The following is a 23,037-nucleotide window of genomic DNA, read 5'->3' on the forward strand; positions in this document are numbered from 1 at the left end:
GACCCATCTTCTATATAGGTGGGAAACGGGCAGGGGACGGTATGGCGGACGCTGAGACGGACAGCCTCACGGCGGAGCAGCAGGCGTGCCTGGCGCTCTGGACCGTTCCCGGCCTGGGGCCGAGGACGCTGGCCGCCCTGCGTGTCTTCGCGGATGGAAGCCTCGCGGCGCTCGCCTCCGTCCCTGTACGGGACTGGGTGTCTCGGGCGCCGGTCTCCCCACAGGTGCGCACGCGGCTGGCGGCGGTGGACGCGCTGCCTCCGCTGGCGGAGCGGGTGCTGGAGGCCTGCCGCCGGGGGGGCATGGGCGTGGCCTTCGCCGGGCAGCCCACGTATCCGGACCGGCTGCGGGAGGTGGAGGACGCGCCGCCGTTGCTCTTCTACCGGGGGCGTCCCGGGCTGCCCCGGCGCCGGGTGGCCATGGTCGGCAGCCGCCATCCGGACCATGGCTTCCTACCTTTTGCCCGGGACTTCGCGAGGCGGGTTGCGTCGGCGGGGGTGGGGGTGGTGTCCGGGGCGGCCATCGGCGTGGACCAGGCGTGCCACTGGGGGGCGCTGGACGTGGGCGGGGAGACGTGGGCCTTCCTGGGCTCGGCCCTGGATGCGTTGGATCCGGCGCAAGCCCGCCTGCTTCCTCATGTTTTGGGGCAGGGGGGCGTGTTCTTCAGCGAGCTGCCGCCCGGGGTCCGGGCGAGCGTCACAACCTTCCCGCGCCGCAACCGACTCATCTCCGGCGCATCGGACGTGGTCCTGGTGTTGAGGGCGGGGAAGGACTCCGGGGCGCTGTACACGGCGGAGGCGGGGCGGGCGCAGGGGCGGCCGGTATTCGCGCTGCCCGGGGACGTGAGGCAGGCGGCGGCGTTGGGGTGCAACGAGTTGCTCCGGGACGGGCATGCGAGCGCATGCCTGGGTCCGGAAGATGTGTGGAGGGTGGTAGGCGTTCAGCCGGGGAAGTCGGTTGCTCCGGACCCTTCGGCCTCGTGGGACGGGCTCTCCGCGGAAGCGAAGGGCACCTATGCGGTGTTGGACCGGGTTCCCCGGACATTTGATGAGGTGCTGCTCGGCAGCACGCTTTCACCCGCGGCGCTCACCGGCGCGTTGGTGGAGTTGGAGTTGACGGGGCTGGTCATCCAGCACCCGGGCAAGCTGTACGAAAAGGTCTAGGTAGGAGAGTCATGGCCACGCGGACGAAGAAGCAGGTGGAAGAGACGGAGGCGGCGGAGGAGACGAAGTCGCCCCGCAAGGCTGCCGCCAAGAAGAAGACGGCCGCCAAGAAGAAGCCGGCGGCCAAGGCCAAGAAGACGGCGGCCCGCCGTCGCACCAAGAAGGGCGACGACGACGCGCTCCCCACCGTGGAGGCCGACGCGGAGGAGGAGGCCACGCCCCGCGGCAAGGGCCCCCACTACCTCGTGGTGGTGGAGTCTCCCGCCAAGGCGAAGACCATCAAGAAGTACCTGGGCTCCGGCTACACGGTGAAGGCCTCCGTGGGCCACGTGAAGGATTTGCCCAAGAGCAAGATGGGCGTCGACGTGGACCACGACTTCCAGCCCGAGTACGAGGTCATCAAGGGCAAGGAGAAGGTCCTCAACGAGCTCAAGAAGATGGCGAAGTCCGCCGACAAGGTCTTCCTCGCGACGGACCCCGACCGCGAGGGCGAGGCCATTGCCTGGCACATCAAGGAAGAGCTCGCGCACCCGGACGCCATGCGCGTCACCTTCAACGAAATCACGAAGAAGGCCGTCCAGGAGGCCATCGCCCAGCCGCGCGAGCTGAACCAGGACAACTACGACTCGCAGCAGACGCGCCGCATCCTCGACCGGCTCGTGGGCTACCAGATTTCCCCGCTGCTCTGGCAGAAGATCCGCCGGGGCCTGTCCGCCGGCCGCGTGCAGTCCGTGGCGGTGCGCCTCATCGTGGAGCGCGAGGCGGAAATCAAGGCGTTCGTCCCGCAGGAGTACTGGACGCTGGACGCGCTGCTGGAGGGCCCCGTGGGCCCGCCGCCCTTCAAGGCCAAGCTGTCCAAGGTGGACGGCAAGAAGGTGGAGCTGAAGGACCGCGCCACCACCGAGGGGCTCGTCGCCGAGCTGGAGAAGGCCGAGTTCGTGGTGGCCAAGGTGGACCGCCGCGAGCGCCGCCGCAACGCGCCCGCGCCGTTCATCACCTCCAAGCTGCAGCAGGAGGCCGCCAACCGGCTGTCCTTCACCGCCAAGAAGACGATGACGCTGGCCCAGAAGCTCTACGAGGGCGTGCCCCTCGGCGAGGAGGGCCAGACGGCGCTGATTACCTACATGCGTACGGACTCCACCCGTCTGTCCGACGACGCGGTGAAGTCCGTGCGCGAGTTCATCGACGGAAAGTACGGCAAGGACTTCCTGCCGGACGAGCCGGTGGTGTACCGCTCCCGGAAGAGCGCGCAGGACGCGCACGAGGCGATTCGCCCCACGTCGCTGGAGTACCCGCCCGAGCGCGTGCGTCCGTTCTTCGAGGCCATGGGCGAGACGGACATGTTCCGCCTCTACGAGCTCATCTGGAACCGCTTCGTGGCGTGCCAGATGAAGCCGGCCGTGTATGACCAGACGAGCGCGGACATCGCCGCGGGCCGGGCCACGTTCCGCGCCTCGGGCAGCACGCTGAAGTTCGCGGGCTACCTCGCGGTGTACGGCGCGGGCCTCACCCCGGAAGAGGAGGCGGAGAAGGAGAAGGCGAAGGCCGCCGGCGACGAGGGCGCGGAGGGCGCGGATGCCATCGGCGAGCTGCCCGTCCTCAACGAGGGTGAGAAGCTGGCCCTCCAGAAGCTGCTCCACGAGCAGCACTTCACCCAGCCGCCCCCGCGCTTCAGCGAGGCCACGCTGGTGAAGGAGCTGGAGGAGCGCGGCATCGGCCGTCCGTCCACCTACGCCGCCATTCTCTCCACCATCCAGGACAAGAAGTACGTGGAGAAGCTCGAGGGCCGCTTCCGTCCCACGGATTTGGGGCAGATGACCAACGAGATGCTGGTCAAGCACTTCCCCCACGAGCTGGACGTCACCTTCACCGCCACCATGGAGGAGAAGCTGGACCAGATCTCCGAGGGCGGCACGAGCTGGAAGGCCGTGCTGCACGACTTCTACGGGCCCTTCAAGGAGACGCTCGAGAAGGCGAAGGCGGAGATGCGCGACGTCAAGCGCGAGGAAATCAAGACCGACATCGCCTGCGAGAAGTGCGGCAACCCCTTCGTCATCAAGTTCGGGAAGATGGGGCACTTCCTCGCCTGCTCGAACTACCCCGACTGCAAGAACACCAAGGACTTCAAGCGGGACGCCGAGGGCAAAATCGTCATCGTGGAGGAGGAGACCACGGACGAGAAGTGCGAGAAGTGCGGCAAGCCCATGGTCATCAAGCGCGGCCGGTTCGGGCGCTTCATGGCGTGCTCCGGCTATCCGGAGTGCAAGACGTCCAAGCCCATCTCCATCGGCGTGGGGTGCCCGGAGTGCAAGCAGGGCTACCTCACCGAGCGCCGCAGCGGCCGCGGGAAGATCTTCTTCGGGTGCAACCGCTACCCGGACTGCAAGTTCGCGGCCTGGGACAGGCCCCTGGCCGAGGCATGCCCGCAGTGCGCGTCGCCGTACCTCCTGCAGAAGTTCTCCAAGCGCGACGGCGCGTACATCGCCTGCCCGAACAAGGAGTGCGACTACCGGCGCGAAGTGGTGGAGCAGGCGGGGGTTCCGGCCTCACCGGAAGCCTCCTCGGCTGCTTGAAAGCCTAGTAGTTCCAAAGGGCTGGGTCCCGTCCGTGGCTTGACACACTCGGCGGGCCCGCCCTAGAAGTCCAGGCTGCCCCCTCCTCGGGGAAAGTCCCAGTCGGTGCCCGTGAGCGACGGGCCCACCCGGGGGGACGGGCGTCGAAAGGACACCAGGCGCGATGATTCACTCGGTGAGCGAGCTGCTGCTGGACGTGACCCTTGCGGCCACGGAGGGCGGCAAGTTGGGCGTCACGGACTCCGTCATCAAGTTCTTCAAGGATGGCGGCCCGTTCATGTTCGTGAACCTGTTCTGGCTGGCGTGCTCGCTGGCCGTCGCGCTGGAGCGCATCGTCACGGTGGTGTTCCGGTACAACCTGCCGGCGCCGCCGTTCATGGAGCAGATCGCCAAGCTGGTGCGCAGCGGCAACCTGGACCGCGCGGTGAAGGTGTGCAGCATGGCGCCCAACTCGCCGCTGGCGAAGGTCATCCGCGCGGGCCTCGTCAATGCCAACCGCGGCGAGGTTGAAGTGGCCAAGGCGGTGGAAGAGGCCATCGTCGAGCACAGCCCGCACGTGTCCAAGCGGATTCCGTGGCTGTGGTCCCTCGCGAACATCGCCACGCTGGTGGGCCTCGTCGGCACCATCTTCGGCCTCATCGGCACCTTCCAGGCGCTCGGCAACGTGCCGGCGGAGCAGAAGCAGAGCCTCCTGTCGGACGGTATCTCCAAGGCGATGAACAACACCGCCTTCGCGCTCTCCATCGCGGTGCTCTGCATCGTCTTCCACCTGTTCCTCACCTCGTACGCGAAGGGGCTGGTGGAGTCGATGGAGCTCAACGCGCTGAAGCTGGAGAACCTCCTGTCGCGTCGTGGCTCGGTGGACCCGGCCACCACGGAGCTCGAGTCCCGCGCGTCGTAACGGGACGGGTGCGCGGCCATGGCGTTCCACTACTCCCGGCGCAAGCTGAAGGTCCGTGAGGAAGAGGAGACGGGCGAGCTGAACATCGTCCCGTACCTCGACATCCTCATGAACCTCATCCTGTTCATGCTGTTGTCGATTACGGGCCTGGCCACGTTCGGCATCCTGAACGTGAATGCCCCCGCCTACGGCGCGCCCAGCGCGGGCATGACGCAGGAGGGCCAGGATGAGCCGAAGCTCACGCTGTCGGTGCTCATCTCCAAGAAGGGGCACTTCATCAGCAGCCAGAACACCGTCCTCCCGCCGGTGAGTGGCCCCCCGGACGGCCCCACCATTCCCGCGTCCGCGGACGGCAGCTACGATTTCAAGGCGCTCAACGCGAAGATGGTGGAGATCAAGGCCTCGTTCCCCGACGAGACGAAGGTCATCGTCGGCGCGGACCCGGACATCCCCTACGAGTCCCTCACCCAGACGCTGGACGCCATCCGCGAGACGCAGGCGGCGCCGCACCACCTGCTGTTCCCGGACGTCACCCTCGGGGCAATCTGAGCCATGGCCGAGCCGACGACACCCGCCGCCCACAGCGACGCCGAGGAAGAGACGCTGGCGCGGCTGCGCTACCGCAAGGCCCTGGCGCGCAAGAAGCGCAAGGAGCGCGAAGCCGCGGGCGAAATCAAGGAGCTGAACATCACCGCGATGATGGACATGATGACCATCCTCCTGGTGTTCCTGCTCAAGTCCTTCGCCTCGTCCTCCGCGGCCATTACCGCGTCCGAGGACGTGCGCCCGCCCGTGTCCACCACGCGCGCCACGCCGAAGGACACCGTGGCCATCACCATCACCCCCAAGAACATCCTGGTGGGTGAGCGTGAAGTCCTGCGGCTGGTGAACGGTCAGATTCCGGCCGACAAGCTCCAGGGCCGGCTGGTGCTTCCGCTCGACGCGCAGCTGAAGAAGGAAGTGGAGAAGCTGAAGTACATCGCCGAGCGGAACCCCGCCGCGCCCTTCAGCCGGGAGCTGTCCGTCATCGCGGACAAGAAGGTTCCCTACGACATGCTGCTCACCGTGCTCTACACGGCGGGGCAGAACGAGCTGGAGAACTACCGGTTCGTCGTCCTCAAGAAGGAAGACAACTAAGGCGCTCCCGGGCGGCATGGAGAGCGCCCCTGTGTCGCGGGCGTGTGTCGGCTACCCGCTACATCGACGGCGTGGCCGCTGGCCCGCCGCGCGTCTCCAGCTCGTGCAGCGTGGCGTCCTCCTCGCAGCGGATGGCGAAGGGCAGGGCCTCCAGGCGTTCAATTGGAATCTCGAAGCCGCAGTCCACGCAGTCTCCGAAGACGCCCATGTCCATGCGGCGCAGGGCCGCGTCGATGAGCATGATTTCGCGCCGCTGCGACTCGAGCAGGCTGGACAGCGTGTAGTCCGCCAGCTCGGACTGGGCGTTCTCCTCGTATTCGGGGTCCCTCTCCTGGTCCTTGAGGGCCGTCAGCTCGCGGTGCGCGCCCGCGTTCGCCGTGAGGATTTCCCTGCGGCGGCGCTGGAGGAGCTCGCGAATCCGGTTCAGCTCGTTGCTTCGGCTCATGGCCTTGGTCTCCGGTGGTCCTTCAGCTTCGAGTTCACTTCCGCTCGCCCGGATGCAGGCCGCCCCCGAGCGGCGAACGCGAGAAACGTAGGGGTGCAACCCAGGTGGGGAAACCGCGCCTTCCGTCGGGGAGTATCGGTGGGCCGCTGGGCAGCCGTGCAGGCGTGGCGGGGCAGGCGACAGAGGGTTGACCCGGGCCGCTTTCCCTTCTGGGAAACGGCGGCCCACTGCTGCTAACAGTTCACGGACGGGCGTCAGCGCGCGCCCTTGCACGAGGAGCCGAGCCGGATGGCGGACGCGAAGCAGCAGCGGGTGACGGTGATTGGCGGAGGCCTGGCGGGCAGCGAGTGCGCATACCAGCTCGCCCGGCGCGGCGTGCCGGTGGTGCTGCGCGAGATGAAGCCGCACAAGCGCTCGCCGGCCCACAAGTCGGACCAGTTCGCGGAGCTGGTGTGCAGCAACTCGCTGCGCTCGGACAACCCGGAGAGCGCCATTGGCCTCTTGCACGCGGAGCTGCGCGCGCTGGGCTCGCTGGTGCTGGGCACCGCGGACACGCACCGGGTGCCCGCGGGCGACGCGCTGGCCGTGGACCGCGAGCGCTTCTCCGGCGCGATTACCGACTCGCTGCGGCAGATGGCCGGCGTGGAGGTGGTGGCGGGCGAGGTGGAGACGCTGCCGGAGGACGGCCCGGTGGTGGTGGCCACGGGGCCGCTCACGTCCGACGCGCTCACCCGCGAGCTGGAGCGGCACGTGGGGACGAAGCTCTACTTCTACGACTCGATTGCCCCCATCATCTCCGGGGACTCCATCGACCTGGATATCGCCTTCCGGCAGAGCCGCTACGGAAAGGGCGGCGGGGACGACTACCTCAACCTGCCGATGACGCGCGACGAGTACTACCGCTTCATCGCCGAGGTGAAGGCGGGCCAGAAGGTGGTGCCGCACGCCTTCGAGGAACCCAAGTACTTCGAAGGGTGTCTGCCGATTGAAGTGATGGCGGAGCGCGGCGACGACACGCTGGCCTACGGGCCGATGAAGCCGGTGGGCTTGAAGGACCCGCGCACGGGACAAGAGCCGTACGCGGTGGTGCAGCTGCGCATGGAGGACACGGCGGGCACGGCGTGGAACATGGTGGGCTTCCAGACGCGGCTGACGTGGGGTGAACAGAAGCGCATCTTCAGCACGTGCATCCCCGGCCTCCAGCAGGCGGAGTTCCTGCGGATGGGGCAGATCCACCGCAACACCTTCATCGACTCGCCGCGGCTGTTGTCGCGGGACTTGTCGTTGAAGTCGGAGCCGAGGTTGTACTTCGCGGGACAGATTTCCGGCGTGGAGGGCTACGTGGAGAGCGCGGCGTGCGGGTATCTGGTGGCGTTGACGCTGCACGCGAAGCTGACGGGAAGGGAGTGGGTGCCGCCTCCGGCAACCACGGCGATGGGTTCGCTGTATCGTCACGTGACGGGCGAAGCGCACCCGCCGGACTACCCGCATCAGCCGTCGAACATCATCTTCGGCCTCTTCCCGCCGCTGACGGGGCGGATGAAGAAGGCGGACAAGAGGGCAGCGTACTCGGCGCGGGCGAAGCAGGACCTTGCCGGGTGGTTGCCGCAGGCGGGCGTCCCCGTCTCGGTGACGGGGCGCCCCGAGCACGAGGAACAGAGGAGCGCATGATGCGGACGCGGCAGGGGCGACTTCTGGGTGCAGGTCTACTGGCTGCCCTCGTGGTGACGGGCGCGGGTTGCAAGAAGAGCAACGAGGGAAGCGGTGGCGCGTCGGCGCCCGCGGCCAGCAGTGGCGCGTCGGGTGGCGGCGCGGCCAGCAGTGGCGCGGCGGCGCGCGCTCCCGCTCCCAGCCGTGGTGCTCCGGAGGCGGGGCAGGGCCTGTTGCTCGCGGGGGGCCGCGCGGCGGACCTGCGCGTGACGCCGGACGGGCTGAAGGCCACGTACCTGCTGAACGGCCAGAAGCCCCAGTTGGATGGGGTGCCCCCGCAGATGCTGCTGGGCCAGCTCTATGTCGTCCCGGTGGAGGGCGGCGAGCCGCGCCTGCTGGGCGAGGGCGTCACCAACGTGCCGGGTGGGCTGCTCGTCACGAAGGACTCGAAGCACGCGCTCTACATCACCGGCTACAACGCGGCCTCGCAGTCCGGCTCGCTGAATGTCGCGGCGCTGGACGACGCGAAGGCGGAGCCCACGGTGCTGGGCACGGCGGTGAGCTACATGCTGCCCAGCCCGGACGGCACGAAGCTGGCCTTCGTGGACGCGGGCCGGCTGAAGCTGGGGCCGCTGCCCTCGGGCCCCTTCACCGAGGTGGCCGGCGAGGTGAGCACGGCGCAGTTCACCCCGGATGGGAAGACGCTGCTCATCAAGCGCCGGCTGACGGCGGCGGGAGGGCTGGCGGCGGTGTCCGTGGAGAAGCCCGAGGCGCAGCCGCGCAAGCTGGCCGACCAGGTGGGCGACTACGCGGTGTCCTCGGACGGAAAGCACGTGGCGTTCCAGGTGCGGAGCGAGTCCGTGCGCGGGCTCTATGACTTGTACCTGGCGGACGTAGCGACGCTGAAGCCGAAGCGGCTGGCGGTGGCGTCGAGCGTCTTCGCCTTCTCGCCGGACGGCAAGTGGCTGGGGCGCACGGAGAACAGCAAGCCGGACGTGCCCGGGGATTTGTATGTGGGCCCGGCGGACGGAGGCCCGGGGCGCAAGCTGGGCGAGCGCGTGGGCAGTCTGACGTTCGCCCCGGACTCGACGGCGGTGGGCTTCCTGGAGAAGTGGGACAACACGGCGAGCGCGGGGCTGATGACGGTGGCGTCGCTGCCGGACGGCGCGCCGAAGCAGGTGGGCGGGCGCGTGCCCAACTTCATCTGGGGCAGCGACGGGCGCTACGTGGCGTTCCTCTCGCGCTTCCTGAAGCCCGAGTACTCGGTGGACCTGATGCTGTACCCGCTGGGCGCGGAGAAGGCGGAGAAGGTGCACAAGGGCGTGTTTGGCTACGCGTTCATGCCGGGCAACACGCAGCTCGTGTTCCGCACCAACTGCATCCGCAACGGGCGCTCGTGTGACTTCAAGGCGCTGGGGCTTCCGCCCAACGGCGAGGCGCAGACGTGGATTCAGGGCATCTTCAGCTACAAGCTGTCCGAGGACGGTCAGCGGGTGCTCGTCTCGTACGCGCGGATGGACTCGGATACGTATGACGTGGCGGTGTACGACGTGAAGACGCAGGGGCGGAAGACGCTCGACCAGGGCGTGCAGGTGCCGGTGTCCTTCGCGGGCAAGGGCGACTCGCGTGCCGTGTACATCATCTCCCAGGGCCCCAAGGCAGGCGTGTACAGCGTGCCCGCGATGCTCGAGGCCGCGGCGCAGAAGTAGGAGTCATGGGCTCCGCTCGCGTCAGCGCAGCGCGATGTTGAACCGCACCGCGCCGTCGCTGACGCTGAAGCCCACGCGCGGCCCGAAGAGGAACAGGGTGAACAGCGCCATTCCCAGACATGCGAGCACGACCTTCCGGCCCGTCACGAGCGAGTGGAAGAAGGTCGTCTCGTAATTGATGCCCACGTAGCGAATGGCGAAGAGGAGCCCCACCGGAAGCAGCGGCGTCTCGTTGACGGTGAACCACAAGGTGGAGAGCGCCAGCAGGCGGTAGAAGGTCGCGCGGCTCAGGTGGAAGCGGTCGTCGTACGGAATGGCATTCATCGAAGGTTCCTCCGGGAGTGAGGCATTGGGTGCGAGCGCTGATTGCAGCGCCTGGGCCGATGCGGGGCTCCGTGGTTTCAGCCACTTGGCGAATGGGGCGTCCGGCGCGCGAGACACGGCGTCCTCGATGCGCGATGCGAGAGCCCCCGTGCGCTCTGGCGATGACCCTCAGAAGCGTGCAGGTCCGCGGGCGGTGTGCTTACGTCCGCCGCCCGTATGGCCACTCTCGTCTATCGCCGCTATGGCGGCTCGCTCCAGGTCGACCTTCCGTCTTTCGATGTGCTCGTGGAGGCGGTGCGCATCCCCGAGACGCAGTGGATTGCCACCGCGTGCCCGTTGGAGGGACTGAGCTGTGACCCGCGCTTCCTGACGTTCCTCGACACCGACACCAACGGCCGCATCCGTGTGGCCGAGGTGCGCGCTGCGGTGGACTGGGCGGCGAAGCAATTGAAGAACCGGAAGGGCGCGGACGAGGGCAGCTCCGTGTTGGAGCTGGACGCGCTCACCGAGGAGGCCCGGCCGCTGCGGAGCGCGGCGGAGACCATCCTCCGGACGTTGAAGGCGCCGGACCTGGCGCGCATCTCCCTGGAGCAGGTGCGGGCCAGTGAGACGGCGCTGCGCGCGGCGGGACAGAATGGGGACGGTATCGTCTCTCCCGCGCACCTGCCCGAGCGGCTGCGTCCGCTGGCGCAGGACATCATGGCCTGCTTCCCCGAGGTGAAGAACCGCGCGGGTGAGGCGGGCATCGACCCGGCCATGGTGAAGCGCTTTCGCGAGGAGCGCGCGGCGCTGCTCGGGCACGTGGATGCACGGGGGGCGGCCTTCGGTTTCGGCGACACCAGCCTGGACACGGCGAAGCGCATCCGCGAGGTGACGCCGTGGCTGGATGCGTACTTCGTGCAGTGCCGGCTGGTGGCCGCGCAGCCCGAGGCCGCGGCGAGCCTGCGCCTGCGCGCGGAGCGCGTGGAGGGCGCATTGGGAGACGTGGCCGCGTTGGGGAAGGCGGCGGGAGACCTGCCCATCGCTCCGCCCGAGCCCGCGGGCGTGCTGGAGTGGTCCCGCCTCCACCGCGGCCCCGCGTACGAGACGCTCGAGGCGTTCCGCCGCGACGTGGCGGCGCAGGTGACGGGCGACGCGCGGCGGCTCACGGACCCGGCCTGGAAGGAGATGTTGGCGAAGGCGGACGCGGTGCTGGCGTGGCAGGCGAAGCTGGACGCGAGCCCCGTGCGCAAGCTGGTGGATGCGCTCCCGAAGGTGGAGGAGGCGGACCTGGAGGCCATCGAGGCCGCGTGCGCGGCGGACCTGGCGCTCAAGCCCACGCTCGACGCCATCGTCGAGTTGGAGCGGCTGGTGCTCTACCAGCGCTGGCTGCTGGTGTTCGCGAACAACTTCATCAGCATGCCCAACATCTACCTGCCGACGCGGATGGCGCTGGTGGAGAAGGGGACGCTCATCCTCGGCGGGCGCAAGTACACGCTGTCGGTGCTGACGACGAACCGGGCGGCGCACGTGGCGCTCACGTCGCAGGGGACGACGTGCGTCCTCTACGTCCAGGTGGCCCCGAAGGACGGAGCGCCGAGCTACGAGGTGGCGGTGCCCGTCACGCGCGGGCGCAGCACGGACCTGGTGGTGGGCAAGCGCGGCATCTTCTACGACGTGGACGGCAAGGAGCACGATGCCGTGGTGACTCAAGTCATCCGCCAGCCCGTGTCACTGTGGGAGGCGATGACGATGCCCTTCACGCGCATGGGCGCGTTCATCACCAGCAAGGTGGAGGGGCTGGCGACGGCGGGCGAGAAGACGTTCGATACGACGCTGGAGAAGGGCTACACGCAGGCGGTGGCGGCACCTGCTCCCGCGCCCGGAACGCCCGCGCCCGCCGCGGCTCCGGCGGCGGGTGGCCTCGCGGGGGTGGTGGCCGCGGGCAGCATCGCGGCGGCGGCGCTGGGCTCGTCGTTCGCGTTCATCGTGACGCAGGTGAAGTCGCTGACGCTGGTGGACCTCATCTCGGCGGCGACGCTGATTGCGATTGTGGTGATGGCTCCTGCGGGACTTCTGGGGTGGCTGAAGCTGCGGCGGCGCAACCTGGCGCTGCTACTGGAGGGCTCGGGCTGGGCGCTGAATGACCGGTTGATGCTGACGCCCGCGCTGTCTTCGCTGGTGACGCGCCGGCCGAAGCTGCCCAAGGGCGCGCGAGTGGACCGGATGGACATGGTACGTCCGGAGTTGGTGCGTGCGCAGGAAGAGGACGGCGGGGCGGAGGGCCTGTCCGGCTGGGCGCGGCTGGGCATTGCGTTGGCGGTGCTGTTCGTCCTGCTCTGGCAGGTCCGCGTGCCGGTTCTTACCGCGATGTGCGGGGCACGCTGGCTGTCTGAGGACACGTGCGCGGCGGTGCTGCCGTCGTTGAGCCCGGCGCCTCCGGTGGCACCGGCTGCTACGCCCGCGGCACCGGCGACGAAATAGGCGAATGAGGGCGGCGCACGCTGCCGCTCCCTGCGCGACCGTCCGCCTCGAAACGGAGGCGGGGCGGGCTCATTCGTGCATTCACCCTCGGTGTGCCCGCCTCGCAAGCAGGGAGGCGGGTGACGTTCCGCGCGGCCGCGAATCTTGCGAGGATGGCCGGGCCCCGTAGGCTGAATACGCCATGGAGAACCTGTCCCCTCTGCTGCAGCAGTTCCGAGCCCACCTGGAGGACGAGAAGGGTGCGTCTCCGCACACGGTGCGGAACTACCTCATCGACCTGGTGGACTATGAGCGCTACCTGACGGAGCGGATGAAGCTGTCGCTCCTGGCGGGCACGCACGCGGCGATTCGCGGCTACCTGGGCACGCTGAGCACGGACCACGCACCGGCGAGCCGGGCGCGGCGGCTGGCGAGCATCAAGTCCTTCTACAAGTACCTCGTGCGGCAGAAGCTGTTACCGGCCAGTCCAGCGAAGCTGGTGAAGAGCCCGAAGCTGCCGAAGTCGCTGCCCAAGGTGCTGCCCGTGGAGGAGGTCTTCGCCATCCTCGACATGCCCGACTTGAAGACGGTGCTCGGGCTGCGGGACAAGGCGATTCTGGAGATGCTCTACGGCGGCGGCCTGCGTATCAGTGAGCTGTGCGGGCTCGACTTGCTCGACGTGGACCGGAGCGGCCGCATCGTCCGCGTCATGGGCAAGGGTAGCAAGGAGCGACTGGTGCCCGTGAATGCGCAGTCCATCCGGGCGCTGGAGGCGTACCTCGCGCGTCGGGGCGAGCTGCTGGCCACGCCGAAGCCGGCGCAGGACCCGGATGCCATGTTCCTCAACTTCCGGGGTGGGCGCCTGACGCCGAGGAGCATCGCGCGGCACCTGGACACGTACGTGCTGAAGTGCGCACTGGCTCGCAAGGTGAGCCCGCACGCGATGCGCCACTCGTTCGCCACGCACTTGCTCGGCGGAGGCGCGGACATCCGCAGCATCCAGGAGCTTCTCGGCCACTCGAGTCTGTCCACCACGCAGCGGTATACGCAGGTGACCTGGGAGCAGTTGCAGCAGGTCTACGACTCAGCGCATCCACGGGCGTGAGAAGTGGCCCGGACGACTGGAAAGACGGAAGCCTCATCCTGGCTGCCACCCAGGAAGGCGAGCACCAGCCTGTTCCAGTGAGTACAATGGCGGCGATGGCTACCGCCGATGAACTGCTGACCGATGCCTTGCGGCTCCCTTCCAAGGAGCGTGCTCGGCTTGCGCATGAGCTGTTGCTCAGCCTCGAGGGTCAGGCCGAAGAAGAGCCGGGTGCTGAATCCGAATGGGCAAAGGTCATCGAGCGCCGCGTCCACGAAGTCGTCAGCGGCAAGGTGAAGCTCGTCAGCGTCGAAGAGGCCCGTCGAAACGTCACCGAGCGGCTGGAGCGTGTGCGCAGGACGCGGTGACCTTCACGCATGCCCGTATCGCTTCATCCTGAAGCCAACGATGAGTTGGTGGTCTCCTCCGAGTGGTACGAGCGGCAGAAGCCGGGACTCGGCGCGGCCTTCGCGTCAGAAGTCTTCAGGGCCCTCGAAGTCCTGGAGGAGGAACCCGAGATGTGGCCCGAATGGCCCGGCCTCTTTCACTCGCCACCCATACGGCGCTTCGTGTTGTGGGACTTTCCCTTCGCGCTGCCCTTCGTCGTGCTGGAGAACCGAGTGGTCGTCATCGCGGTGGCGCATGTGCGCCGCCGGCCGGGGTACTGGCTCGAACGGGCGGAATCGCTGATGCCTTGACGCACCCGGCCCGTCCGTGCGCGGGAACGGTACGCGACCGGACAGCCAGGCAGTGTTCCTTGGAAATGCGGCCTCCGGCTTGTTAGGACCGGGGCCCTATGTTCCACGGCACCACCATCCTCTGCGTGCGGCGCGACGGGAAGGTCGCCATCGCCAGCGACGGCCAGGTCTCCTTCGACAAGACGGTGATGAAGAACACCGCCAAGAAGGTTCGCAGGCTCGGCGAGGGCCAGGTCCTCGCGGGCTTCGCCGGCAGCACCGCCGACGCCTTCACCCTCTTCGAGCGCTTCGAGGGCAAGCTCAAGGAGCACCAGAAGAACATGGCCCGTGCCTGCGTGGAGCTGGGCAAGGACTGGCGCACCGACCGCTTCCTTCGACGCCTGGAAGCCCTCCTCGTCGTCGCTGACCGCGAGAAGACCTTCATCCTCTCCGGCGCGGGCGACGTGATTGAACCCGACTACGGCATCGCCGCCGTGGGCTCCGGCGGGCCGTATGCGCTCGCCGCCGCGCGCGCCCTCATGACCCATACCCAGATGCCCGCCCGCGAAGTGGTGCAGCAGGCCCTCACCATCGCTGGCGAAATCGACATCTACACCAACTCGAACATCTCCATCGAAGAGCTCTAGGAGTCACCGCCGTGGCCGAACCGCGAAAGATGTCCGCCTTCACGCCCCGCGAGGTCGTCAGCGAGCTCGACCGCTACATCGTCGGGCAGAACGCCGCCAAGCGCGCCGTGGCCATCGCCCTGCGCAACCGCTGGCGCCGCCAGCAGGTGACCGATGACCTGCGCGACGAAATCCACCCGAAGAACATCATCATGATTGGCCCCACCGGCGTGGGGAAGACGGAGATTGCCCGGCGCCTCGCGAAGCTCGCGCAGGCCCCCTTCGTCAAGGTGGAGGCCTCCAAGTTCACCGAGGTCGGCTACGTCGGCCGCGACGTCGAGTCCATGATTCGCGACCTCGTCGAGGCCGCCATCTCCCTCGTCCGCGAGGAGGAGACCGAGAAGGTCCGCCCCCGCGCCGAGGAGCTCGCCGAGGACCGCCTCATGGAGTTGCTCCATGGCGGAGGCTCGCGTCCGACGTCGCCGCCGCCCTTCGGCTTCACCCCGCCGCCGCAGCCCTCGGCCAAGCCGCTCGGCGACTCCGAGCGCGAGAAGCTCCGCGCCCAACTGCGCGCCGGCACCCTGGACGACCAGTACGTCGAGGTGGAGACCACCGACTCCGCGCCCACCTTCATGCGTGGCTTCTCCGGCCAGGGCATGGAGGAGATTGGCGTCAACCTCCAGGACCTGTTCAAGAACATGCCGGGCATGAACAAGACGCGCCGCCGCCGCGTGCGCGTGCCCGAGGCGCTCCAGCTCCTGCGCCAGGAAGAGGCCGCGAAGCTCGTGGACCCGGACCGCGTGCAGCGCGAGGCCGTCCTGCGCGCCGAGTCCAGCGGCATCGTCTTCATCGACGAAATCGACAAGATTGCCAGCCGCGAGGGCGCCAAGGGCTCGGGCGGCCCGGACGTGTCGCGCGAGGGCGTGCAGCGCGACATCCTCCCCATCGTCGAGGGCTCCACCGTCACCACCAAGTACGGCATGGTGAAGACGGACCACATGCTCTTCATCGCCGCGGGCGCCTTCCACGTCTCCAAGCCCAGCGACCTCATCCCCGAGCTGCAGGGCCGCTTCCCCATCCGCGTGGAGCTGGAGCCGCTGTCCGGCGAGGACCTCGTGCGAATCCTGCGCGAGCCCAAGAACTCGCTCCTGCGCCAGTACACCGCGCTGCTCGCCACCGAGGGCGTGCGCCTGTCCTTCACCGACGACGCCGTCACGGAGCTGGCGCGCATCGCCCAGCAGGCCAACGAGCGCACGCAGAACATCGGCGCGCGGCGGCTGCACACGGTGCTCGAACGGCTGCTGGACGAGGTGTCCTTCTCCGCCACGGAGATGGGCCCGCGCGACTTCCAGGTAGATGCGGCGTATGTGCGTGAACGCCTGACCTCCATCGTCCAGGACGAGGACCTGTCGCGCTACATCCTCTAGCGCGCTATATGCGCGCTTCCAGGCCTTGAAGAAGAAGGATGACTGCCTTGTCGCAACCCCCGCCGTCCCCCGCCGCGCCGACGTCCGCCCCCTCGCCCGCCAACGACGCCATCATCCAGAAGGCGAAGCGCCACCTGCTGCAGAACTACAAGCAGCAGCCCATCGTCCTGGTGCGAGGGAAGGGGACCCGGGTGTGGGATGCGGACGGCCGCGAGTACCTGGACCTGCTCGGCGGCATCGCCACGTGTTCGCTCGGCCACTGCCACCCCGAGGTGACGGCCGCGGCCAAGGCGCAGCTCGACTCGCTGTGGCACGTCTCCAACGTCTTCTACTCGCAGCCGCAGATTGACCTGGCCGCGCAGCTCACCGAGTGGTCCGGGCTGCCGCGCGCCTTCTTCTGCAACTCGGGTGGCGAGGCCAACGAGGCGCTGCTCAAGCTGGCCCGCAAGGTGATGAAGGACCGCGGCACGCCGGAGCGCTACGAGGTCCTCTCCTTCGAGAAGAGCTTCCACGGCCGCACGCTGGCCACCGTCACCGCCACCGGCCAGCCGAAGTACCACGCCGGCTTCGAGCCGCTGCCCGCCGGCTTCCGTCACCTGCCCTACGGTGACATCGACGCCGTCCGCGCCGCCGTGGGCCCGAACACCGCCGCGATTCTGGTGGAGCCCATCCAGGGCGAGGGTGGCGTGCGCCTGGCGCCCCCGGGCTTCCTCACCGCCCTGCGCGCCCTGTGCGACGAGAAGGGGCTGCTGCTCCTCGTGGACGAGGTGCAGACGGGCATGGGCCGCACCGGCAAGCCCTTCGGCTTCATGCACGAGGGCATCCGCCCGGACGCCATCAGCCTCGCCAAGGCGCTGGGCAACGGCCTGCCCATCGGCGCCATGCTCTGCCGCGAGGAGCTGGGCGCCAGCCTCGTCCCCGGCACGCACGGCTCCACCTTCGGCGGCAACCTCGTCGCGGCGGCCGCCGCCAACGCGGTGCTGCGCATCCTCCGCCAGCCCGAGACGCTGAAGGGCGTCACCGAGAAGGGCGCGCACTTCCTCGCCCGCGCCCGCGAGCTCCAGGCGCGCCTGCCCGCCGGCCGCATCGTCGCGGTGCGCGGCCAGGGCCTGCTGCTGGGCCTGGAATTGGACCGTGACGTCGCCCCCGTCATCGCCAGCCTGCGCGAGGCCGGCCTCCTGGTGAATGCCGCCGGAGACCGCACGGTGCGCTTCGCGCCTCCCTTCGTCGTCACCACCCAGGAACTGGACGAGGGCCTGTCCATCGTCGAGCGCGTGCTGGCCGCGCTCTGACGCAACATCACCCGGAGAACCCAGGAAAACCCTGTAACGGACGTTTGACGCCCCGCGTCCGGAACCCTAGTCTGGGCACTCCCGCTGCCCAATCGCGGACCGTCCTTGTGAGCGCGCCAAACACGATCGTCGGGCTGGGGGCCCGGACGGACCACATCGCCACAGTGCCCCAACTGGACCACGCTCGCCTCCAGCTCACGGCGGAGGAGGGCGCGGTGCTCTCGCTGGTGGGCCGCGTGGAGCGCATCGACCAGGTGCTGGCGCGCTCGTCGCTCGGCGAAGCGAAGACGATTGCCGTGCTGCTGGCGCTGCGCGCCAAGGGCGCCATCGTCCCGGCCCGCGTGGTGCCCCGCAACCAGCCCGCGCCCGCGGTGGACGCGGCCCTGCTGGAGGAGGTGGACCTCGAGCCGGAGCGGAAGAAGGAAATCATCGAGCTGGAGCGCTCGCTGGACTCGATGGACCACTTCACCGTGCTGGGCGTGAAGCCGGGCGCCTTGGCGGCGGACGTGAAGCAGGCGTACTACAACGCGTCGCGGCGCTTCCACCCGGACCGCTACTTCGGGAAGAACCTGGGCAGCTTCCGCGCGCGCATGGAGCGCATCTTCCGGCGCCTCACCGACGCCCACAACGTCCTCACCGCGCCGGACAAGCTGGAGGCGTACCTCAAGGCGAACCCCGCGCTGGGGCTCGCCGTCGCGGCCGCCACGCCGCCCCCGGTGGCCCCGCGTCCGCCCGAGCCTCCGCCGCCGCTCACGCCGGAGCCGCCTCCGGTTCACGTCGCCTCCGTCCCGTCGCCGCCGCCCCGGCCCGCCCCGCCGCCCTCGCGCGTGGCGGCTCCGCCGCCGCGCCCGGCACCTCCGCCCGCGCCCGTGGCGAATGACCCGGAGGCAGAGGCTCGCCGTGCCGAGCGGCAGGCGCGGCTCGCCCGGCATCCGTACCTCGCGCGCACCGGCAAGCTGACGGAGCTGGTGGCCCGAGGAAAGGCGGCCGTCGCCCGGGGCGACTGGGAGCGCGCCTACCAGGACTTCCACCAGGTGCAGACGCTGGACCCGAAGAATCGCGAGGTCGCCGCGCTGCTGGTGGAGGCCCGCCGCCGCCACGACGCGCAGCGTGCGGCCACGGAGCTGGCCCGGGGCCGGGAGCTGGAGCAGGGCCAGGACGTCATGGGTGCGTATGCGGCGTACAAGCTCGCCAGCTCGCTGGACGACCAGAACGTCGAGGCCGCCTTCCGCGCCGCCCGGCTGGGGTATCAGCTCGGCCAGGATGCGGGAGAGGTGAAGACGCTGGCGCAGCGCGCCGTGGACCAGCAGCCGGGGCGCGTGGAGCACCATGTGCTGCTCGGAAAGGTGCTGATGGACGCTGGATCGAAGAAGCTCGCCAAGCGGGCCTTCGAGGAAGCAACGAAGCTGGACCCTGAAAACGCCGAGGCGAAGGCGGCGCTCAAGAAGCTGCGCTGGACGTTCTAGGATGAAGACGGTTGGTTCCCCATGCCTGAAGCCGAACCCCTCATAGGCATCGACCTGGGGACGACGAACAGCATCGTCGCCACCGTCCAGGACGGCCAGCCCATCGTCATCAAGAACCGCACGGGCCAGGCGCTCACCCCGTCCGTGGTGGCCGTGTCCAAGAACGGCAAGCGGCTGGTGGGGAGCATCGCCAAGCGCCAGGCGATTACGAACCCGCAGGAGACGGTGTACGCCGCGAAGCGGCTCATCGGCCGGAAGTTCTCCTCGCACGAGGTGCAGAACGCGCTGCGCTCGCTGCCGTACGAAGTGGTGGCGGGGCAGCACGACGACTTGCGCATCCGCATGGGCGGCAGGGACCTGGCGGTTCCGGAGATCAGCGCGATGATCCTCCAGGAGCTGAAGGTGGACGCGGAGGCGCACTTCGGCCGGCCCGTGAGCAAGGCCGTCATCACCGTGCCGGCGTACTTCAACGACGCCCAGCGGCAGGCCACGAAGGACGCGGGCCGCATCGCCGGGCTGGACGTGCTGCGCATCATCAACGAGCCCACCGCGGCGGCGCTGGCCTACGGCTTCGGCCGCACGGTGAACGGGCGTGTGGCGGTGCTCGATTTGGGCGGCGGCACCTTCGACGTGTCGGTGCTGGAAATCAACCAGGGCGTCTTCGACGTGGTGGCCACCGGCGGCGACACGTACCTGGGCGGAGAGGACTGGGACAACCGCATCATCGAGTGGCTGGTGTTCGGCTTCGCGAAGGAGCACGGCATCGACCTGCGCAAGGACCGCATGGCCTTGCAGCGGCTCAAGGACGCGGCGGAGAAGGCGAAGGTGGAGCTGTCCAGCGTGCGCGAGGCGCAGCTCAACCTGCCCTTCATCAGCACGCCGCCCGGAGGCGGAGCCGCGCTGCATCTCCAGTCCACGCTCACCCGCGACAAGCTGGATGACCTGACGTCGGACCTGGCCGAGCGCGTGGTGGGAATCACCACCGAGGTGTTGGGTGAGGCGGGCGTGCGCCCCTCGGAACTGAAGGAGGTCATCCTCGTCGGCGGCATGTCGCGCATGCCGAAGATCGTGGAAGCGGTGCGGGGTTACTTCCGCAAGGAGCCGTGCAAGGGCGTGCACCCGGAGGAAGTCGTCGCGCTGGGCGCGGCCATCCAGGCGCACGCGCTGGTGGCGCAGGAGAGCGAATTGCTCCTGCTGGACGTGACGCCGCAGAGCCTGGGCGTGGCGATTGCGGGCGGCTTCGTGCGGCGCATCATCCCGAAGAACACCACGGTGCCCACGTCGGCCACGGAGTCGTTCGCGACGTCGAAGGACTTCCAGCGCGTGGTGAAGATCATGGTGCTGCAGGGTGAGCATGAGCTGGCGCACCAGAACGAGCTCCTGGGCGAGTTCGTCCTCACCGGCCTGCGCGAGGCGCTGCGCGGGCAGGTGGAAATCGACGTGACGTTCGACATCAACGCGGAGGGCATCGTCTCCGTGTCCGCGAAGGACCGCGACACGGGCGGGCGCCAGTCCATCACCGTCACCGCGTCCAGCGGCCTGACGGAGGAGGAGCTGAAGCGCATCATGGACGAGCAGCGCGAGTACCTCGTGGCCGCGCGCATGTCCGAGGAGCTCAAGGCGAAGCGCGTGCAGTTGGACTCGCTGGCGCGGGATTTGGTGGACGCGCTGACGCGGGCGCGGCTCCTGCCGGGCGGTGGAGGCCTGGGGCCGGACGTGGTGCCCCGCGCGGAGCAGGCGCTGGAGCATGCGCGTCGCGTGCGTGAGAACGAGGACGTGGGAGCGCTCACCCGGGCCTGTGAGCTGTTGTCGGGCTCGCTGTCCCTGCTGCGTGGCACCAGCCAGAGCGGGATGGGCCGCTGATGAGTCCCCAGCGCGCCAATCAGCTCATCGAGGCGGGGTTGTGGCTGCGCCTCAGTGGGGACATCCGGGGCGCGCAGCGGCTGTTCGAGCGCGCGCTCCAGTTGGACCCGGGCAACACGCGCGCGAAGGAGTATCTGGACGGCGCCGCGGCCTCGTTGTCCGAGGGGAATGTGACGCCGTTCTCACCGCCTCCGGCGGACGTGGTGCCGCTGCCGGCGCAGGTGCTGGGGAAGGTGGCTCCGGCCGCTCCGTCGCTGGAGGGCGACTGGGGCGCGTGGGCGGAAGGGCAGGGGAGTCCGCAGGAAGGGGCGAGCTGGAAGACGCCCTCGCCGGTGTACCTGCCGGAGGTCCCGAGCAACAGCCGCGTGGATGTGATGGAGCTGCTCGCGCGCGAGGACGACTCCGAGGAGCCGCAGGTCTTCGCGCTGACGGACAGCGACAACGACACGCCGGAACACGGTGCTCGGAAGGGGGACACGCAGGAGTACGGCGTGCCTTCGGGCGAGGGCGAGCTGGACCTGCTGCTGCGCGGAGCGGAGGACCTGCTGGAGCTGGATGACCACTCCGGCGCGGTGGACCTGCTCTTCAAGGCGCAGGAGCTGGCGCCGGGAGACCCGCGAGTCGAGGCGCTGCGGCAGCGCAGCGAGCGGATGCTGATGGCGATGCTGGAGTCCAAGCTCGGTGACTTGGGCCGGGTGCCCCGCGTGCGCCTGCAGCCGGACGACATCATCTGGCTGAACCTGGACCACCGCGCCGGCTTCGTGCTGGCGCAGATTGACGGCGCGGTGACCTATGAAGACCTGTTCGCCCTCTCGGGGATGACGCGGCTGGATACCGCGCGCATCCTCGCTCAGCTGTTGGACGAAGGCGTCATCGTCGCGGGCTGAGGCCGCGTGCCCGGCTGTCGGGCACGCGGCACTCGCCGTGGCTACCGCACCGGCACGCCGACGGAGAAGTTGTCCGTCAGGCCCAGGTTGCTCGCGGTGCCCGTGAGCTGGCACACGTTGCCCGCGGGCGGCGTGGTCCAGTTGTAATAGACGGCGCAGTAGTCGGAGGGGCCCTCGGAGCACGAGTCATAGACGAGCTCCAGGGTGCCGCACGACGCGCTCAATCCGGCGGCATGGGTGCCCAGTTGCGTGCCGAACGAGACGAAGACCGACACCTCATACACCGTGCCCGAGCGCAGGAGGGGCAGGTTCGCGGAGCTGCCGTAGCGGTTGACGTACGTCGAGGGGAGGTAGTTCACGTTGAACGCACGGATTTCGGACACCACGGGACGGGGGATGTAGTTGCCCGTCACCTGCGCGCCGCCCGAGGCAGGGCCGCCGTCCGGGCCGGCGCCGAAGACCGACACGCTCAGGGAGAGGGACGTGGACAGGCCGCGGCTGCTCACCGTCACCGTCAACTGGCAGCCCGCCGGCTCGGGACTGGCCCACTGCGTGAACTGACTCGTCGGGGCGGAGAACCGGCTCGACGGGCAGTCGCTGGTCCACGCGTAGGTGAGCGGGTCACCGTCCAGGTCGATTGCGTCCACGGACAGGGTGATGGGCTGGTTGACGGTGGTGTTGGTTCCGGAGTTCGTCGCCGAGCGAATCATCGGGCCGATGTCCGGCTGCGGAGGCGGCGGGGTCAGGTCGAAGATGTTGATGGACACGGCCGACGTCGTGTTGGCCACGATGTCCACCGTCGCCGTGCCACTCGCCACCAGCGTCAGGGCCGTGGAGCTGCCGGCATCCGAGGACGGATCCGGCCACGGGCCTCCATCCAGTGACACCCCCGCATCCTGGGCAGGGCCCGCGTCCTGAGCAGGACCCGCATCCGAAGCAGGGCCCGCATCCGGAGCAGGACCCGCATCCGCCGAGCCGCCATCCGGAGTCACGTACGCATAGCCCTTCGCGGTCAGCGTCTGCGTGCCCACGGGCAGCACCAGCGTGCCGACGAAGGTGTCCCCGCCCGTGTACGTCAGCGTCCGGGTGATGTTGGCCGGCTGGGCCGTGATGACCATGGATTGAATCTGATACGCGGCCAGCCCCTGCACCGTGACCTGCATCGCGCCTTCGGTTCCGGGCTCCTGCGCACTGTCCTCATTGTTTCCCGCGCAGGCCACCAGCAGTGCGGCCGCACAGGCCACCGCGCTCGAGACGCGGGTGAAGCTCATCGACATGACTCCCCCTCAAGATGGGTTTGGAGGAGAATGCCGGTTATCCATGTCTGTTGCAATTGCAACAGAGGGGTGAAGACCCGCGAGAATGGGTGGG

The 23,037-nt window shown here is 69.0% G+C and carries 20 protein-coding genes; 17 read left to right on the forward strand and 3 right to left on the reverse strand.

Annotation, left to right across the window (positions count from 1 at the left end; all coding sequences use genetic code 11):
- Positions 1-41: 41 nt before the first annotated feature.
- The 5 genes from ACVTJA_RS19710 (at position 42) to ACVTJA_RS19730 (ending at position 5,774) form a co-directional block, all read left to right on the forward strand.
- Positions 42-1,163, forward strand: a complete 1,122-nt coding sequence (locus ACVTJA_RS19710; protein ID WP_465838213.1) for a DNA-processing protein DprA — start codon at positions 42-44, stop codon at positions 1,161-1,163.
- A gap of 11 nt (positions 1,164-1,174) precedes the next feature.
- Positions 1,175-3,736 carry a type I DNA topoisomerase gene (gene topA / locus ACVTJA_RS19715; protein ID WP_465838214.1) on the forward strand — a complete coding sequence of 854 codons (2,562 nt, stop codon included), beginning with the start codon at positions 1,175-1,177 and terminating at the stop codon, positions 3,734-3,736.
- A 163-nt stretch (positions 3,737-3,899) separates the two neighbouring features.
- The gene (locus tag ACVTJA_RS19720) at positions 3,900-4,637 is read left to right on the forward strand and encodes a MotA/TolQ/ExbB proton channel family protein (RefSeq protein WP_465838215.1); all 738 of its coding nucleotides are present in this window, start codon (positions 3,900-3,902) and stop codon (positions 4,635-4,637) included.
- Positions 4,638-4,655: 18 nt separating this feature from the next.
- Positions 4,656-5,186: an ExbD/TolR family protein gene (locus tag ACVTJA_RS19725; protein ID WP_465838217.1), complete on the forward strand. Its 531-nt coding sequence runs from the start codon at positions 4,656-4,658 to the stop codon at positions 5,184-5,186.
- Between the two features lie 3 nt (positions 5,187-5,189).
- Complete coding sequence (locus ACVTJA_RS19730) at positions 5,190-5,774, forward strand: ExbD/TolR family protein (protein ID WP_465838219.1); 585 nt, start codon at positions 5,190-5,192, stop codon at positions 5,772-5,774.
- A gap of 58 nt (positions 5,775-5,832) precedes the next feature.
- Here the strand turns inward: ACVTJA_RS19730 and ACVTJA_RS19735 are convergent, their stop codons facing one another.
- On the reverse strand, positions 5,833-6,219 hold the full coding sequence (locus ACVTJA_RS19735) for a TraR/DksA family transcriptional regulator (RefSeq protein WP_465838220.1): 387 nt from the start codon (positions 6,217-6,219) through the stop codon (positions 5,833-5,835).
- 288 nt (positions 6,220-6,507) lie between these two features.
- Here ACVTJA_RS19735 and trmFO point away from each other — a divergent pair, with 288 nt between their 5' ends.
- Both trmFO and ACVTJA_RS19745 read left to right on the forward strand, forming a co-directional pair.
- Positions 6,508-7,890: a methylenetetrahydrofolate--tRNA-(uracil(54)-C(5))-methyltransferase (FADH(2)-oxidizing) TrmFO gene (gene trmFO / locus ACVTJA_RS19740; RefSeq protein WP_465838222.1), complete on the forward strand. Its 1,383-nt coding sequence runs from the start codon at positions 6,508-6,510 to the stop codon at positions 7,888-7,890.
- Positions 7,887-9,578: a gliding motility protein gene (locus ACVTJA_RS19745; protein WP_465838224.1), complete on the forward strand. Its 1,692-nt coding sequence runs from the start codon at positions 7,887-7,889 to the stop codon at positions 9,576-9,578. The genes trmFO and ACVTJA_RS19745 overlap by 4 nt, the downstream gene beginning before the upstream one ends.
- 21 nt (positions 9,579-9,599) lie before the next feature.
- On the opposite strand, the gene ACVTJA_RS19750 is transcribed toward ACVTJA_RS19745, so the two are convergent.
- A complete protein-coding gene (locus ACVTJA_RS19750; RefSeq protein ID WP_465838225.1) occupies positions 9,600-9,902 on the reverse strand; it encodes a hypothetical protein in 303 nt (100 codons plus the stop codon).
- A gap of 216 nt (positions 9,903-10,118) precedes the next feature.
- On the opposite strand from ACVTJA_RS19750, the gene ACVTJA_RS19755 reads away from it, so the two are divergent.
- From ACVTJA_RS19755 to ACVTJA_RS19800, 10 genes are all read left to right on the forward strand, one after another.
- Positions 10,119-12,365 (forward strand): kinesin, encoded by a 2,247-nt coding sequence (locus ACVTJA_RS19755; protein WP_465838227.1) that lies wholly within the window; start codon positions 10,119-10,121, stop codon positions 12,363-12,365.
- 181 nt (positions 12,366-12,546) lie between these two features.
- Entirely contained in the window at positions 12,547-13,449 is a 903-nt protein-coding gene (locus tag ACVTJA_RS19760) for a tyrosine recombinase XerC (RefSeq protein WP_465838228.1), read from the forward strand.
- A 95-nt stretch (positions 13,450-13,544) separates the two neighbouring features.
- Positions 13,545-13,796 carry an addiction module protein gene (locus tag ACVTJA_RS19765; RefSeq protein ID WP_465838230.1) on the forward strand — a complete coding sequence of 84 codons (252 nt, stop codon included), beginning with the start codon at positions 13,545-13,547 and terminating at the stop codon, positions 13,794-13,796.
- A 9-nt stretch (positions 13,797-13,805) separates the two neighbouring features.
- Positions 13,806-14,126, forward strand: coding sequence for a hypothetical protein (locus ACVTJA_RS19770; RefSeq protein ID WP_465838231.1), 321 nt, complete (start codon positions 13,806-13,808; stop codon positions 14,124-14,126).
- A gap of 98 nt (positions 14,127-14,224) precedes the next feature.
- On the forward strand, positions 14,225-14,752 hold the full coding sequence (gene hslV / locus ACVTJA_RS19775) for an ATP-dependent protease subunit HslV (protein WP_465838233.1): 528 nt from the start codon (positions 14,225-14,227) through the stop codon (positions 14,750-14,752).
- Positions 14,753-14,763: 11 nt separating this feature from the next.
- Positions 14,764-16,158 carry an ATP-dependent protease ATPase subunit HslU gene (gene hslU, locus ACVTJA_RS19780; RefSeq protein ID WP_465838234.1) on the forward strand — a complete coding sequence of 465 codons (1,395 nt, stop codon included), beginning with the start codon at positions 14,764-14,766 and terminating at the stop codon, positions 16,156-16,158.
- Positions 16,159-16,196: 38 nt separating this feature from the next.
- The gene (locus ACVTJA_RS19785) at positions 16,197-17,450 is read left to right on the forward strand and encodes an aspartate aminotransferase family protein (RefSeq protein ID WP_465838236.1); all 1,254 of its coding nucleotides are present in this window, start codon (positions 16,197-16,199) and stop codon (positions 17,448-17,450) included.
- 107 nt (positions 17,451-17,557) lie between these two features.
- Positions 17,558-18,916 (forward strand): J domain-containing protein, encoded by a 1,359-nt coding sequence (locus tag ACVTJA_RS19790; protein WP_465838238.1) that lies wholly within the window; start codon positions 17,558-17,560, stop codon positions 18,914-18,916.
- Positions 18,917-18,937: 21 nt separating this feature from the next.
- Positions 18,938-20,779, forward strand: coding sequence for a molecular chaperone DnaK (gene dnaK / locus ACVTJA_RS19795; RefSeq protein ID WP_465838240.1), 1,842 nt, complete (start codon positions 18,938-18,940; stop codon positions 20,777-20,779).
- Positions 20,779-21,666 (forward strand): hypothetical protein, encoded by an 888-nt coding sequence (locus ACVTJA_RS19800; protein ID WP_465838242.1) that lies wholly within the window; start codon positions 20,779-20,781, stop codon positions 21,664-21,666. Before dnaK ends, ACVTJA_RS19800 begins: the two co-directional genes overlap by 1 nt.
- A 41-nt stretch (positions 21,667-21,707) precedes the next feature.
- Here the strand turns inward: ACVTJA_RS19800 and ACVTJA_RS19805 are convergent, their stop codons facing one another.
- Positions 21,708-22,937, reverse strand: coding sequence for a hypothetical protein (locus ACVTJA_RS19805; protein WP_465838244.1), 1,230 nt, complete (start codon positions 22,935-22,937; stop codon positions 21,708-21,710).
- Positions 22,938-23,037 lie beyond the last annotated feature (100 nt).

The organism is Pyxidicoccus sp. M6 (assembly GCF_055568925.1).

What these genes read in the sequence shown, in the direction of transcription:
- ACVTJA_RS19765 (WP_465838230.1), top strand. Translation starts at nt 13,545, where the DNA reads ATGGCTACCGCCGATGAACTGCTGACCGATGCCTTGCGGCTCCCTTCC.
- ACVTJA_RS19755 (WP_465838227.1), top strand. Translation starts at nt 10,119, where the DNA reads ATGGCCACTCTCGTCTATCGCCGCTATGGCGGCTCGCTCCAGGTCGAC.
- ACVTJA_RS19785 (WP_465838236.1), top strand. Translation starts at nt 16,197, where the DNA reads ATGACTGCCTTGTCGCAACCCCCGCCGTCCCCCGCCGCGCCGACGTCC.
- topA (WP_465838214.1), top strand. Translation starts at nt 1,175, where the DNA reads ATGGCCACGCGGACGAAGAAGCAGGTGGAAGAGACGGAGGCGGCGGAG.
- trmFO (WP_465838222.1), top strand. Translation starts at nt 6,508, where the DNA reads ATGGCGGACGCGAAGCAGCAGCGGGTGACGGTGATTGGCGGAGGCCTG.
- ACVTJA_RS19745 (WP_465838224.1), top strand. Translation starts at nt 7,887, where the DNA reads ATGATGCGGACGCGGCAGGGGCGACTTCTGGGTGCAGGTCTACTGGCT.
- ACVTJA_RS19770 (WP_465838231.1), top strand. Translation starts at nt 13,806, where the DNA reads ATGCCCGTATCGCTTCATCCTGAAGCCAACGATGAGTTGGTGGTCTCC.
- ACVTJA_RS19735 (WP_465838220.1), bottom strand. Translation starts at nt 6,219, where the DNA reads ATGAGCCGAAGCAACGAGCTGAACCGGATTCGCGAGCTCCTCCAGCGC.
- hslV (WP_465838233.1), top strand. Translation starts at nt 14,225, where the DNA reads ATGTTCCACGGCACCACCATCCTCTGCGTGCGGCGCGACGGGAAGGTC.
- ACVTJA_RS19725 (WP_465838217.1), top strand. Translation starts at nt 4,656, where the DNA reads ATGGCGTTCCACTACTCCCGGCGCAAGCTGAAGGTCCGTGAGGAAGAG.
- ACVTJA_RS19805 (WP_465838244.1), bottom strand. Translation starts at nt 22,937, where the DNA reads ATGAGCTTCACCCGCGTCTCGAGCGCGGTGGCCTGTGCGGCCGCACTG.
- ACVTJA_RS19710 (WP_465838213.1), top strand. Translation starts at nt 42, where the DNA reads ATGGCGGACGCTGAGACGGACAGCCTCACGGCGGAGCAGCAGGCGTGC.
- ACVTJA_RS19750 (WP_465838225.1), bottom strand. Translation starts at nt 9,902, where the DNA reads ATGAATGCCATTCCGTACGACGACCGCTTCCACCTGAGCCGCGCGACC.
- ACVTJA_RS19760 (WP_465838228.1), top strand. Translation starts at nt 12,547, where the DNA reads ATGGAGAACCTGTCCCCTCTGCTGCAGCAGTTCCGAGCCCACCTGGAG.
- ACVTJA_RS19800 (WP_465838242.1), top strand. Translation starts at nt 20,779, where the DNA reads ATGAGTCCCCAGCGCGCCAATCAGCTCATCGAGGCGGGGTTGTGGCTG.
- ACVTJA_RS19730 (WP_465838219.1), top strand. Translation starts at nt 5,190, where the DNA reads ATGGCCGAGCCGACGACACCCGCCGCCCACAGCGACGCCGAGGAAGAG.
- ACVTJA_RS19720 (WP_465838215.1), top strand. Translation starts at nt 3,900, where the DNA reads ATGATTCACTCGGTGAGCGAGCTGCTGCTGGACGTGACCCTTGCGGCC.
- dnaK (WP_465838240.1), top strand. Translation starts at nt 18,938, where the DNA reads ATGCCTGAAGCCGAACCCCTCATAGGCATCGACCTGGGGACGACGAAC.